Origin of the sequence: uncultured Rummeliibacillus sp., from assembly GCF_934216135.1 — a bacterium.
Lineage (GTDB): Bacteria > Bacillota > Bacilli > Bacillales_A > Planococcaceae > Rummeliibacillus.
The window spans coordinates 1-12,824 of record NZ_CAKQBI010000022.1; the positions used below are offsets into that span (position 1 = coordinate 1).

Genomic DNA, 12,824 nt, shown 5'->3' on the forward strand with positions numbered 1-12,824 from the left:
AGCTGACGAATACTAATAGATCGAGGACTTAACCAAAAAGTTTTTAAGAACTTCAATGAATGTTTATCCAGTTTTGAGAGAGCAATCTCAATAGTCTAGTAATGATGGCAAAGAGGTCACACCTGTTCCCATGCCGAACACAGAAGTTAAGCTCTTTAGCGCCAATGGTAGTTGGGGGCTGTCCCCCTGCGAGAGTAGGACGTTGCTAGGCACACTAAAAGCGCAACTGTTTATTCAGTTGCGCTTTTTATTATGCCAATTTATTAAAGATACTTTAAGCGTTCGCTAATAAGGACACTTTAATAAATTTTAAATAGTGAATAGTATAATTTTATATAAATGACCTTATAATCTAGTAGTAAGTAAAATTAGTTAAATACAAAATATGAAGGGTAAATGTACTTTCTAATTAGATAAATAGTTTATTTAAAGCATCATATCAAGTCAATCATGTATAATAAACGTAATAGTATATAGGAAAGGGTTTAATCATGACGAATAAATTATTTTTTACATTTGAAGGTCCAGAAGGGGCAGGTAAAACAACTGTCCTAAAAATGGTAGTAAATAAATTACAAGAGGAAGGAAAAGAAGTTATCGCAACACGTGAACCAGGTGGTAGCGTGATAGCTGAAAAAATCCGCGAAGTGATTTTAAACCCAGCCCATACAGAAATGGATGCAAAAACAGAGGCATTATTATATGCTGCGGCTAGAAGTCAACATTTTGTTGAAAAAATTGAACCAGCATTAAAACAAGGAAAAGTAGTTCTTTGCGACCGATTTATCGATTCATCGTTAGCTTACCAAGGTGTTGGTCGTTCTTTAGGGATAGAAGGAGTAAAATCAATTAACGAATTTGCAATCGGTAAAAGAATGCCAGATATGACTATTCTTTTTGATCTAGATCCTAGAATAGGATTAGAGAGAATAAATTCGCATAAAGATCGAGAAATAAATCGCCTAGATGTTGAGAGCTTGGCATTTCATCAAAAAGTGAGGGAAGCATATTTAAAACTTGCGGAAAAGTTCCCAGAAAGAATTTATGTAATTGATGCCAGCAAACCGTTAGAAGAAGTTTTTCTAAATGTCTGGAAAGTTTTGAAAAGAGCAATATAAAGTAAATGAAGTGCTAATAGGAAATATGTTATAATTATAAGTGAACCTATATATTAAGGGGTGAATGCCGATGAAATTAGTTGTGGCTGTTGTTCAAGATCAGGATAGTAACCGTCTTTCAAACGCTTTGACGAAAAATAATTTTCGCGCAACAAAGTTGGCCAGTACAGGAGGATTTCTTCGTTCAGGAAATACAACTTTCTTGATAGGTACTGAAGATTCACTAGTCCAAAAGGTATTAGATATAATTCGAGATAATTGTCGTTCTCGTGAACAAATGGTGGCACCTATTTCACCAATGGGCGGAAATGCAGATGCATATATTCCATATCCAGTAGAAGTTGAGGTAGGAGGAGCAACTGTTTTTGTTTTACCAATAGACCAGTTTCATCATTTTTAAAGATGGGGGACAATTAGGTGAAAATAAATCAAGACCTGCGTATAGGGTTGGATACAACTAGACAGAAATTGCCGGTTCACCAAACAACAACACGCTTTGGTGAATTAGTTGTTAAGTCCGGACAACGCATGCAAACAGAACAAATAACAAAATTATTAGGCGATATCTCAACTGCAGGTGATCGTATTGCAAAATCTAGAAATTTACGAGATTTAGCAAAGTTTAAAATGCTGGTTAAGAGATTTTTAAAAGAAGCTGTTTCCTATGGAATGGAGTTAAAACAATCTCATACATGGAATCGTTTTGGAGAAGGTCGTCGCTTGAAAATAGTAGATACAATTGACGAAAAACTGATTGAGTTAACAGAAGACGTTTTAAATGAAGAAAAAGATTCTGTCGATTTATTAGCTAAAATAGGTGAGATTAAAGGATTGTTAATCAACCTTTATACGTAAAACCCGTGTCTTTCGGTGTTCCGAAGCACGGGATTTTTTCAAACAATGAAAAGGTGATGGATGATGCATACAGCTGAAGAACTACTTAAATTACAACCAGTAGTGATGAAGCAACTACAGATGATCTTTGAGAAAGACAGGGTAGGGCATGCGTACATATTCGAGGGTGGTAAGGGTACTGGTACGGAAGAGATGATGCTTTTCTTTGTTCAGCTATTATTATGTGAAAATCCTAAAAATAATGTTCCATGTGGAACATGTCGAAGCTGTCAACGCATTAAGTCAGGAAATCATCCTAATTTTCATCAAGTATATCCTGAAGGGCAATTTATCAAAGTAGATGCTATTGAAAAATTATTAAATGAGATGAGCAAAACAGGTTTAGAAGCTGGACGCAAAATATATGTGATTCATAGTGCTGAAAGACTGAATGTTAAATCAGCTAATACGCTACTGAAATTCTTAGAAGAGCCTGAAGGGATTGTAACTGCAATATTTGTCACACAAAATATTAATGCAATCTTACCAACGATTCGATCACGTTGTCAGCATATTAAATTTCGAGAAATCCAACGAGATGTTATGGTGAAAACATTGGTTGATAGTGGTATAACTCAATCTATGGCAGCTACTGTAAGTATGATGACGAGTGATTTGGAAGAAGCTTTTTCTCTTGCAAAAGATGATGCGTTTGCACTGTCAAGAAAGACAGTGTTAAAATTGGTAGAAGCAACCTTTAAAAATGTACATGAAGCAATGCTAGTAGTACATGAAGATTGGTTACCTCTTTTCAAAGAGAGAGAGCAAGTTGAAATGGCATTAGATCTATTGTTATTTGCCTTTCGAGATATAGTAGCCGTTAAAGCAAACCCAGAAGCGATGTGTACGTATCCTGATCTAGTTCCAACATGGAAGGATGCTGCACTTCACACAACCTTCAATAAGTTATCGGCGCAGTTGCAAGCAATATTAAATGCACGAAAACAATTGCAGAGTAATATGAACAAGACGTTGATGATGGAGCAGTTGATGCTGAATCTGCAGGAGGGAAAATCCTTTGTATAAAGTAGTAGGTGTCCGCTTTAAAAAAGCGGGTAAAATATATTATTTTGACCCTGGAGAGTATTTGCTTGAAAAGGGTCAATATGTAATTGTAGAAACTGCCAGGGGCATTGAGTATGGAAGAATCGTCGTTCCTATGAAACAGGTTGGGGAAAATGATGTTGTTTTGCCACTTAAGCAAGTAGTACGTCCTGCAAATGAACGGGATCGTATTCAAGTTGATGAAAATGCATTGGAATCTAAGCGTGCTTTTGACCTGGCAACAAGTAAAATATTAGAACATGGTTTAGAAATGAAGTTAGTAGATGTTGAATATACATTTGACCGTAATAAGATTATTTTCTATTTTACAGCAGAAGGACGAGTAGATTTCCGTGAATTAGTAAAAGATCTTGCGGCCATTTTTCGAACGCGTATTGAGCTTAGACAGATTGGGGTCCGTGATGAAGCTAAAATGTTAGGCGGTATTGGACCTTGTGGAAGAATGTTATGTTGCTCCACATTCTTGGGGGATTTTGAACCAGTATCTATTAAAATGGCAAAGGATCAAAATTTATCATTAAATCCTTCAAAAATATCAGGATTATGCGGACGTTTAATGTGCTGTCTAAAATATGAAAATGATGAATATGAAGAAGCACGAGTACAAATGCCAGATTTAGGTGAAACGATTACAACTCCAGATGGTAGAGGAAAAGTGATTGGTCTGAACATATTAGAACGCGTGCTTCAAGTTGAAATATTTGAAGAACAACGAATCTTAGAATATACATTGGATGAATTATTACAATATGAGAATAGTTCTGTTCAATAGAAGAAATAATGAGGTGGCTTGAGTGAAGGACCGTAATTTCTTAGACACTGTTATGGAGTTCGAACAACAGCTTGAATCGATGCAAACACAATTTGAGGCATTGAAGAAATTTGTTGCACTCATGATGGAAGAGCATCAAACACTACAGATGGAGAATCATCATCTTCGAACGCGTTTAGAGGAACTTCTTTCTACGAAGCAAGAAAAATCTGTTAAGTCCAATGCTAAGGAAGAAAAACAGGAGACTGTTGATGTAGGAGAAGGATATGATAATCTAGCTCGGTTATATCATGAAGGGTTTCATGTTTGTCATGTCCATTTCGGTAGTTCGCGAAAAGGCGAAGATTGTTTATTCTGCCTATCATTTTTAAATAAACAATAATTGAAAGAAGACTGATTCCATTAAAAAGTGGAGGTCAGTCTTTTGCTATGTTGGAGGGTAAATGAATGAAACAATGGTTGAAAGAAGATGAAAGATTAGATTATTTGCTAGCAGAGGATTTGCGAATTATTCAAAGTCCGTCAGTCTTTTCATTTTCATTGGATGCCGTTTTATTATCTAAATTTGTAAGTGTACCTTATCAAAAAGGAAATATTGTAGATTTATGTGCGGGAAATGGTGCAATTCCACTGTTTTTAAGTGCTCGAACAAAAGGGCATATTACTGCCGTTGAACTACAAGATCGACTTGTTGATATGGCTAGTAGGAGTGTGCAATACAATCAATTGCAAGAGCAGATTACAGTTATGCAAGGTGATGTTCGCACAATTGCTCCAATACTAGGTATTGAGAAATATGATGTAGTGACATGTAACCCACCATATTTTCCTGCACATAAGGCGAGTGAAAAAAATTTAAAGGAACATGTTGCTATTGCAAGACATGAAATCTATTTAAAACTAGATGAAATGATTTTCTCAGCAAGTAAACTTTTAAAACAGGGTGGAAAGGCTGCTTTTGTCCATCGCCCAGGAAGATTACTGGATATTGTAACTTCAATGCGTGCAAACCGTATTGAACCAAAACGCATTCGCTTTGTCTACCCAAAGGAAGGCAAAGAAGCAAACACCTTATTAATAGAAGGAATTAAAGATGGAAAACCAGATTTGAAAATTCTGCCTCCATTATATGTTTATGGAGCAGATGATGAATATACATCTGAAGTGAGAGAAATGCTATATGGTGACAAGCAATAACCATGTTATGTACGTTTTAGAATGTTCCGATGGCACATATTATACTGGTTATACGAATAATTTAGAAAAACGTATTGCTGTTCACAATTCTGGTAAGGGTGCAAAATATACGAGAGCAAGAAGACCTGTACATTGTATTTACTTTGAAGTATTTGAAAACAAGCATGATGCAATGAGTGCAGAATATTATTTTAAACGACTAACAAGACAGCAGAAGATAAACTATATCGTAACAAGGAGCGAGGAAGAGTGAAATCACAGAAAAGTTCCATGCATGAAGAAGGTAGTTGCTTATATCTAGTGGCGACACCTATTGGAAATTTGGAAGATATGACGATGCGTGCGATACGAATATTAAAAGAAGCGGATATTATTGCAGCAGAAGATACCCGGAATACTAAAAAGCTGTGCAACTACTTTGAAATAGAAACACCATTAGTAAGTTATCATGATCATAATAAAGAACAAGGCGGAGAAAAATTACTTCAATTTTTACGTGAAGGGAAAACAGTAGCGCTTGTAAGTGATGCCGGATTGCCATGTATTTCTGACCCTGGAGCAGATATTGCTGCAAAAGCTATTGAAGAACATTTTGCAGTAGTACCTATACCCGGTGCTAATGCAGCTATTACAGCTTTAATTGCCTCTGGGTTATCTCCACAACCTTTCTTCTTTTATGGTTTTTTAAGTCGTCATAAAAAAGATCGCCGTGACTCGCTGGAATTATTGAAGAGACGACATGAAACTATACTTTTTTATGAAGCACCTCATCGTTTAAAGGATACTCTAAAAGATATGCAAATGATATTTGGGAATCGTCATGTTGTTATGGCTCGCGAGTTAACAAAAAAATTCGAGGAATTTCTTCGAGGAACTTTAGATGAAGCAATCGAATGGGCAAATAACAATGAAATTCGAGGAGAATTTTGTTTAGTTGTTGAAGGAAATATAAATGGAGAAGATGAGGAAGAAGAGAATTGGTGGGATCAGCTATCTATTATAGAACATGTCGACCAATTAATTTCTAACGAAAAGCTATCTTCGAAAGAGGCTATTAAAGAAGTAGCTAAAGTACGTGGATTAGCGAAAAGAGAAGTCTACCAACAATATCATATTGAAAACTAAATGGCGAGAAATTATCTCAACATCTTTAAGTAAATAATAAAAAAGCCCATCCGAAATGGCGAATATTTCGGATGGGTTTTTTCTTATATAAAATCACATTTGAAAGCAAGGTAATAAAGTAAAAATGACTTCTTATTTTATATCTTGTTGCTCGAGTAGCTAATTTTAATAAATTATTTATTTAATTTAGCTTGGATTTCTTTCATAAGGATTTGTGCACCTTCAGGGCTAAGGATTAAATTGCCTCCAGCTAAACGGAAGTTATCATCAGATACTTCACCTGTTACTGCACATGTCATATTAGGCATGTATTTTTTTAAGATGATTTTATCATCATCAACATAAATTTCTAGTGCGTCTTTTTCAGCGATTCCTAAAGTACGACGAAGTTCGATAGGAATAACCACGCGACCAAGTTCATCAACTTTACGTACAATACCAGTAGATTTCATTACAAGAGTTCCTCCTATATTTTCATAATAATATTATTCGTCAAAATTCGACATAAACTCTACTTCTGTTTTATATCATACCAACTAATGCCATAACCGTCAATTATTTTTCACTACATGAGTAACTTTTTTTCAAAAAATTTCCGTTCTTTAAGGATATTCATCATAGGAATTTAATTTATTTTGCACAAAATTTGTTCCTTTATACGGTTTTTTGCTTATAAATTTAGATATTTTTTCTCTGAATATTATTCGACAAATTTAGACAAAAACATGTAAAATAAACTTTAATTGAAAGGTATTTAGTACTTCGATAAAATAGTAGGTATACTGTATAGCACTGGAGGAAGTTTTCGTGACAAATGAAAAGAAAACATTCTATATAACGACACCAATTTACTACCCAAGTGGTAAATTCCATATCGGTACTGCCTACACAACTGTAGCTGCTGATACAATGGCTCGTTATAAAAGATTACGTGGATATGATGTTCGATTCCAAACAGGGATGGATGAACATGGTCAAAAAATTCAAGAAAAAGCAGAAGAAGCAAAGAAACACCCAAAAGAATATGTTGACGAAATTGCGGCAGCAGCTAAAAAACTTTGGAAAACAATGGACATCTCTTACGATGACTTTATCCAAACAACAGAAGAGCGCCATACAAAGACTGTAGAGAAAATTTTCAAAAAATTCTTAGATAATGGAGACATTTACAAAGGTGAATATGAAGGATGGTATTGTACACCATGTGAATCTTTCTTTACTGATACACAACTAGATAATGGTAACTGTCCTGATTGTGGTAGACCTGTTCACAAAGTAAAAGAAGAATCATACTTCTTTAATATGAAGAAATACGCAGATCGTCTTTTAAAATTCTATGAAGAAAACCCTGAATTTATCGAGCCTGAATCACGTAAAAATGAAATGATTAATAATTTCATTAAACCAGGGTTAGAAGACCTTTCTGTTTCTCGTACTTCATTTGACTGGGGTATTCGAGTTCCTGGAGATCCCAAACATGTTATTTACGTTTGGGTTGATGCTTTAACCAACTATCTAACAACATTAGGCTATGGCACAGAGAATGATGAAGAATACAAAAAATATTGGCCAGCAGATGTTCATGTCGTTGGTAAGGATATCGTCAGATTCCATACGATCTATTGGCCGATTTTCTTGATGGCTTTAGATTTACCACTTCCTAAGAAAGTATTCGCTCATGGTTTTATCATGATGAAAGATGGAAAAATGTCAAAATCTAAAGGTAATGTTGTATATCCTGAAATGTTGATCGAACGTTATGGTTTAGATGCAACACGTTATTTCTTACTACGTGAATTACCATTTGGGCAAGATGGTGTGTTCTCCCCAGAATCATTTGTTGAACGTACAAACTTCGATCTAGCAAATGACCTTGGTAATTTACTAAATCGTACTGTTTCAATGATGAATAAATATTTTGATGGTATCATTCCAACTGAAGATTTAGAACCAACAGATTTCGATGAAGCGCTTCATGCACAAGCAAAAGAAACACAAGAAAAATATGAAGCTGATATGGAAAAAATGCAATTTAGCGTTGTATTAGCAGATATTTGGGCATTAGTATCGCGCACGAACAAGTATATTGATGAAACACAACCGTGGGTACTTGCAAAAGATGAGGCTCAGCAAGGAAAACTTGCAACAGTGATGAATAATTTAGCTGAAAGTCTACGACGTGTGGCAGTTATGATTCAACCATTTATGACAAACTCCCCTAAAGAGATTGTCCGTCAACTTGGCTTATCAGAGGAATTACTTGCTTGGGATACTCTAAATGGAGAAAGTGTTATTCCAAACGGTACAAAGGTTATCGAAAAAGGTGTTCCTATTTTCCCTCGTTTAGATACCGAAGAAGAAGTAACATATATTCGTGATCAAATGCGTGGCTCTGTAAAAACAGTTGAAGTACCGAAAAAGGAAGAAAAGAAAGAAGAAATTCCTGAAATTACAATTGATGATTTTATGAAGGTAGATCTAAGAGTTGCAACTGTAACAGCTTGTGATAGAGTTCCAAAGGCAGATAAACTACTTAAACTTCAATTGGATTTGGGTTATGAACAACGTCAGGTTGTATCTGGTATTGCGGAACACTACAAACCTGAAGAGTTAATAGGACGCAAAGTTATCGTAGTAGCTAATTTAAAACCTGTAAAACTTCGTGGTGAATTATCACAAGGAATGATTTTAGCTGGAAGTAAGAATGGTGTATTGACTTTAGCGACTGTGGACGAGAAATTAGAAAATGGAGCTAAGGTTAAATAATAATACGGCATTAAAATGGCCAATTACATTATGGTGAATAACAATAGTTAAAGTTAAAATGTTTTATTTTTGATATTTTATTTATTTAAAAGAATAAAAAATGAATAATTTGGTAAAATACAATGCTATTTAGTAACAAAAAACCTGCTGGAAATAGACGGCAGGTTTTTGTATCTGTTGATATAAAAAATAGACAAAAATCGATTGAAAATTGGTGAATACGATTTATCATTATAGGTATAATAGACTATTCCTTTGAAGAGAGATGTTAGTTCGTAGGTATTAAGTATATTGTGAGATGTAATGTTTGTAATATATTTGTAATTTCTCTGTGAACTGTGAAATGGTTTATTTAGCTAAAATGTTAAACATGTGAGGAGAATGAATATGTTTATAGATACGCATGTCCATTTAAATGCAGAACAATATAATGATGATTTACAAGAAGTAATTAATCGAGCTTTAGCAGCAAATGTGAAAAAAATGGTTGTTGTTGGATTTGATAGGTTGACGATCAACCGTGCAATGGAATTGATTGAAGAGTACGACTTTCTATATGCGGCAATAGGATGGCATCCAGTTGATGCAATAGATTGTACTGAATCAGACTTGCAGTGGATTGAAGAGTTAGCAAAACATCCTAAGGTCGTAGCAATTGGTGAAACTGGACTAGATTATTATTGGGACAAGTCGCCAAAAGAGACTCAACAAAAGTTGTTACGAAAACAAATCCAGCTTGCAAAGCGTGTTAAATTACCAATTGTAATTCACAACCGTGAAGCAACTGCAGATTGTGTGCGTATTTTGCAAGAAGAGCACGCCGAAGATGTTGGTGGTGTGATGCATTGCTTTAGCGGTAGCGTAGAAACCGCAGAAATTTGTATCAAAATGAATTTTATGATTAGTTTAGGTGGCCCTGTTACTTTTAAAAATGCAAAAAAGCCGAAAGAAGTAGCAGAGAAAATACCTTTGCAATATTTGATGATTGAAACAGATGCTCCATACCTTGCTCCACATCCGAACCGTGGAAAAAGAAACGAGCCTTCGTTTGTACCGTTAGTCGCTGAAGAAATAGCGCGATTGAAGGGGTTAACAGTTGAAGAAGTTGCGCAAAAAACAACCGAAAATGCGCATCGTTTTTTTAAAATTGAAGCATAAAAAGAGTGAAATAAACAAACGTCTCCCACATTCAAAAAAAGGATCTTCAACTCTCTTTTTAATAATTTGTAAAGTCTTATCTGTTGACAATCAAAAAAGAGTCTATATAATCCAACGAGTGATAAGGAGGCGTTTTTCATGCCAAATAATTCCATGAAAACTCTGTTCTTAAAGTCATTGAGGAAACAGCAAAGAGTGGCAGGTTTTATAACTATTCTATTAGCTTTTGCTGTAATATTAAGCGTTATTGGTAAACCTGTTACTGTAAAAGCAGAAGGAAAACAACAGGGAAATGTAGTTAGTAATTTATATATTAACAATGTTATCCAATCGACCTCATTGAGTATTAATAATTTATACGAACAGAAAAATAACAACACATCTCAAATTTTAGCAGGAGAAACTTCGACTACGGTCGCTGACTTTTTAAAGCAACCTACAGTTGAGTCAGAGGAAAATAGCGATACTCTTGAAAGTAAAGATACGCAAAATATAAATGACCCTGCTGCATCTGACGTTCGAGTAGAAAAGGCCATCGATGTAGTGGAAGACTCCAAAGTTTATGCAAATAGAAATTCCAACAAGAAAATTACACTAGTTAGTAGTTCAAGAAAATACCACACGACTGGTAACCTAAATATGAGAAAAGGTCCAGGAGCTAAATACAAAGTTATTAAAGTAATACCTAAGGGTAAAAATGTGACATATAAAAGCAAAAAAGGAAAATGGTATAAAGTATCCTATAGTGGCAAGACTGGGTATGTATCAAAAGCATACTTGCGATCAGGCACAGTCAAAAAGGTATCAAATTCCCTTAATGGTAAATCTATGTATGTAACATCGACAGCGTATACAGCTTACTGTAACGGATGCTCAGGTAAAACAACTATAGGTATTAATTTACGAAAAAATCCATATAAAAAAGTTATAGCAGTAGACCCTCGAGTAATACCACTTCGTAAAATGGTATATGTAAATGGCTATGGATTGGCAATTGCCGGTGATACAGGTGGCTCTATTAAAGGACGTAAAATTGATGTTTTCATGCCATCGAAAAAGCAAGCGTACAATTGGGGACGCCGTACAGTTAAAATTACAGTTCAAAAATAAAAAAATGAAAAATTTTAAGCTTTCTTCTCCATACTGGTAGAAGAAAGCTTTTTTACTTTTACAGCAAATAAACTGCACTTATATCTATTTTCTGTACCGTTACTGTACAATAAGTGTAGAATCAAAGTAAAATGGTCAAAGGAACTTTTTAGAAAAGAGGATTCGATATCCGTGGATATAAAGGAAATCATTGTCGTTGAAGGAAAAGACGATACAACAGCAATAAAAAGGGCAGTTAATGCAGACACAATTGAAACAAATGGATCAGCAATTTCGGAAGAAACCCTCCGTAATATTCAACATGCTCAAGATGTCCGAGGTGTCATTGTGTTTACGGATCCAGACTATCCGGGTCGCCGCATTCGCGCAATTATTGAAGCGCGTGTTCAAGGTGTGAAACATGCATTTTTGCCAAAGAAAAAGACAATTGCTAAGAATGGTAAAAGTTTAGGTATTGAACATGCGAAGGATGAAGATATTCGTTATGCATTGTCCAAAGTTTATACGCCACAAAAAGTCAGTCAGGATTCACCCGATACAATTACGTTAGACGACTTAATAGCTGCTAAATTGCTATCACACCCCGATGCCAAAAAAAGACGTGAACGATTAGGGGAAATTTTAAATATTGGTTCTACAAATGGTAAACAACTCGTAAAAAGATTAAGGATGTTTCAAATTACAGAAGAGCAATTTGGAAAAGCAATTGCACACATCAATCAGGAGGAACAAAATGCATAAAGATATTGCCACACCTTTGCGCACACAAGAAATATTAAAAAAATATGGATTTTCATTTAAAAAGAGCTTAGGTCAAAACTTTTTAATAGACCCCAATATTTTGCGTAACATTGTAAGCTATGCTGACTTAACAAAAGAAAGTGCAGCAATTGAAGTAGGGCCAGGAATAGGAGCTTTAACGGAACATTTAGCCCGTGCTGCAGGAAAGGTTGTTTCTTTTGAAATTGACCAACGATTATTACCTGTACTAGAGGATACATTAAGCCCATATGAAAATATAAAAGTTGTTCATTCAGATGTATTGAAGGCAGATGTTGCTTCAATTATTACAGAAGAACTAAATGACTACAAAGACATTATGGTGGTGGCTAATCTACCGTATTACGTTACGACACCAATTTTATTAAAACTTCTTATGGAAGGTCTACCAATTCGCGGAATGGTTGTTATGATGCAAAAAGAAGTTGCGGATCGCATTTCAGCTGTCCCTGGTACAAAAGCATATGGTTCGTTATCAATTGCTGTGCAGTACTATATGAGTGCAGAAGTTGTTATGACAGTACCTAAAACGGTATTTATGCCACAGCCTAATGTTGACTCTGCTGTTCTACGATTAATACGTCATACAGAACCACCTATAAAGGTTATTGATGAGTCATTTTTATTTGAAGTAACTCGTAGTTCTTTTGCACAAAGACGTAAAACGATATTAAATAATTTACAATCCCAATTGCCAAATGGAAAAGAAAAGAAGGAAAATATCTTATCTGCATTGGCCAAAGTAAATATTGATCCAACAAGACGAGGGGAAACATTATCAATCGTAGAATTTGGTCAATTGGCAGACGCTTTATACCCATATTTCAAAAAATAAACCA

Annotated in this window: 15 protein-coding genes and 1 rRNA gene; 15 read left to right on the forward strand and 1 reads right to left on the reverse strand. The window is 35.1% G+C overall.

What is annotated here, in order from left to right; all coding sequences use genetic code 11:
- The first annotated feature begins 94 nt into the window (after nucleotides 1-94).
- The 10 genes from rrf to rsmI all read left to right on the forward strand — a co-directional run bounded on the left by rrf (nucleotide 95) and on the right by rsmI (nucleotide 6,171).
- Nucleotides 95-211, forward strand: a 5S ribosomal RNA gene (rrf, locus tag Q0977_RS12955).
- A 280-nt stretch (nucleotides 212-491) separates the two neighbouring features.
- Complete coding sequence (gene tmk, locus Q0977_RS12960) at nucleotides 492-1,118, forward strand: dTMP kinase (protein ID WP_119416014.1); 627 nt, start codon at nucleotides 492-494, stop codon at nucleotides 1,116-1,118.
- A gap of 70 nt (nucleotides 1,119-1,188) precedes the next feature.
- Complete coding sequence (locus tag Q0977_RS12965) at nucleotides 1,189-1,518, forward strand: cyclic-di-AMP receptor (protein WP_119416015.1); 330 nt, start codon at nucleotides 1,189-1,191, stop codon at nucleotides 1,516-1,518.
- 17 nt (nucleotides 1,519-1,535) lie between these two features.
- Nucleotides 1,536-1,973, forward strand: coding sequence for a YaaR family protein (locus Q0977_RS12970; RefSeq protein ID WP_119416016.1), 438 nt, complete (start codon nucleotides 1,536-1,538; stop codon nucleotides 1,971-1,973).
- A 60-nt stretch (nucleotides 1,974-2,033) separates the two neighbouring features.
- Nucleotides 2,034-3,038 (forward strand): DNA polymerase III subunit delta', encoded by a 1,005-nt coding sequence (gene holB, locus Q0977_RS12975; RefSeq protein ID WP_119416017.1) that lies wholly within the window; start codon nucleotides 2,034-2,036, stop codon nucleotides 3,036-3,038.
- Nucleotides 3,031-3,849, forward strand: coding sequence for a stage 0 sporulation family protein (locus tag Q0977_RS12980; protein ID WP_119416018.1), 819 nt, complete (start codon nucleotides 3,031-3,033; stop codon nucleotides 3,847-3,849). Before holB ends, Q0977_RS12980 begins: the two co-directional genes overlap by 8 nt.
- Before the next feature lie 22 nt (nucleotides 3,850-3,871).
- Nucleotides 3,872-4,231 (forward strand): DNA replication initiation control protein YabA, encoded by a 360-nt coding sequence (yabA, locus tag Q0977_RS12985; RefSeq protein ID WP_119416019.1) that lies wholly within the window; start codon nucleotides 3,872-3,874, stop codon nucleotides 4,229-4,231.
- A gap of 65 nt (nucleotides 4,232-4,296) precedes the next feature.
- Complete coding sequence (locus Q0977_RS12990; RefSeq protein WP_124218384.1) at nucleotides 4,297-5,046, forward strand: tRNA1(Val) (adenine(37)-N6)-methyltransferase; 750 nt, start codon at nucleotides 4,297-4,299, stop codon at nucleotides 5,044-5,046.
- Nucleotides 5,030-5,299, forward strand: a complete 270-nt coding sequence (locus tag Q0977_RS12995) for a GIY-YIG nuclease family protein (protein WP_299514685.1) — start codon at nucleotides 5,030-5,032, stop codon at nucleotides 5,297-5,299. Before Q0977_RS12990 ends, Q0977_RS12995 begins: the two co-directional genes overlap by 17 nt.
- Nucleotides 5,296-6,171, forward strand: coding sequence for a 16S rRNA (cytidine(1402)-2'-O)-methyltransferase (gene rsmI, locus Q0977_RS13000; protein WP_119416022.1), 876 nt, complete (start codon nucleotides 5,296-5,298; stop codon nucleotides 6,169-6,171). Before Q0977_RS12995 ends, rsmI begins: the two co-directional genes overlap by 4 nt.
- Nucleotides 6,172-6,344: 173 nt before the next feature.
- Here rsmI and Q0977_RS13005 read toward each other — a convergent pair whose 3' ends face one another.
- Nucleotides 6,345-6,623: an AbrB/MazE/SpoVT family DNA-binding domain-containing protein gene (locus Q0977_RS13005; RefSeq protein WP_102693395.1), complete on the reverse strand. Its 279-nt coding sequence runs from the start codon at nucleotides 6,621-6,623 to the stop codon at nucleotides 6,345-6,347.
- 355 nt (nucleotides 6,624-6,978) lie between these two features.
- Here Q0977_RS13005 and metG point away from each other — a divergent pair, with 355 nt between their 5' ends.
- From metG to rsmA, 5 genes are all read left to right on the forward strand, one after another.
- Complete coding sequence (gene metG, locus Q0977_RS13010) at nucleotides 6,979-8,937, forward strand: methionine--tRNA ligase (RefSeq protein ID WP_119416023.1); 1,959 nt, start codon at nucleotides 6,979-6,981, stop codon at nucleotides 8,935-8,937.
- A 387-nt stretch (nucleotides 8,938-9,324) separates the two neighbouring features.
- Nucleotides 9,325-10,095 (forward strand): TatD family hydrolase, encoded by a 771-nt coding sequence (locus Q0977_RS13015; RefSeq protein WP_119416024.1) that lies wholly within the window; start codon nucleotides 9,325-9,327, stop codon nucleotides 10,093-10,095.
- A 138-nt stretch (nucleotides 10,096-10,233) separates the two neighbouring features.
- Nucleotides 10,234-11,205: a 3D domain-containing protein gene (locus Q0977_RS13020; protein ID WP_199670735.1), complete on the forward strand. Its 972-nt coding sequence runs from the start codon at nucleotides 10,234-10,236 to the stop codon at nucleotides 11,203-11,205.
- A 171-nt stretch (nucleotides 11,206-11,376) separates the two neighbouring features.
- Nucleotides 11,377-11,946, forward strand: coding sequence for a ribonuclease M5 (gene rnmV, locus Q0977_RS13025; RefSeq protein WP_119416025.1), 570 nt, complete (start codon nucleotides 11,377-11,379; stop codon nucleotides 11,944-11,946).
- Nucleotides 11,939-12,820 carry a 16S rRNA (adenine(1518)-N(6)/adenine(1519)-N(6))-dimethyltransferase RsmA gene (rsmA, locus tag Q0977_RS13030; RefSeq protein WP_119416026.1) on the forward strand — a complete coding sequence of 294 codons (882 nt, stop codon included), beginning with the start codon at nucleotides 11,939-11,941 and terminating at the stop codon, nucleotides 12,818-12,820. The genes rnmV and rsmA overlap by 8 nt, the downstream gene beginning before the upstream one ends.
- Nucleotides 12,821-12,824 lie beyond the last annotated feature (4 nt).

Bases quoted from the DNA above. Each gene is read 5' to 3' on its own strand.
- Q0977_RS13020 (WP_199670735.1), top strand. From the start codon at position 10,234: ATGCCAAATAATTCCATGAAAACTCTGTTCTTAAAGTCATTGAGGAAA.
- holB (WP_119416017.1), top strand. From the start codon at position 2,034: ATGATGCATACAGCTGAAGAACTACTTAAATTACAACCAGTAGTGATG.
- Q0977_RS13015 (WP_119416024.1), top strand. From the start codon at position 9,325: ATGTTTATAGATACGCATGTCCATTTAAATGCAGAACAATATAATGAT.
- tmk (WP_119416014.1), top strand. From the start codon at position 492: ATGACGAATAAATTATTTTTTACATTTGAAGGTCCAGAAGGGGCAGGT.
- rsmA (WP_119416026.1), top strand. From the start codon at position 11,939: ATGCATAAAGATATTGCCACACCTTTGCGCACACAAGAAATATTAAAA.
- Q0977_RS13005 (WP_102693395.1), bottom strand. From the start codon at position 6,623: ATGAAATCTACTGGTATTGTACGTAAAGTTGATGAACTTGGTCGCGTG.
- Q0977_RS12965 (WP_119416015.1), top strand. From the start codon at position 1,189: ATGAAATTAGTTGTGGCTGTTGTTCAAGATCAGGATAGTAACCGTCTT.
- Q0977_RS12990 (WP_124218384.1), top strand. From the start codon at position 4,297: ATGAAACAATGGTTGAAAGAAGATGAAAGATTAGATTATTTGCTAGCA.
- Q0977_RS12995 (WP_299514685.1), top strand. From the start codon at position 5,030: ATGGTGACAAGCAATAACCATGTTATGTACGTTTTAGAATGTTCCGAT.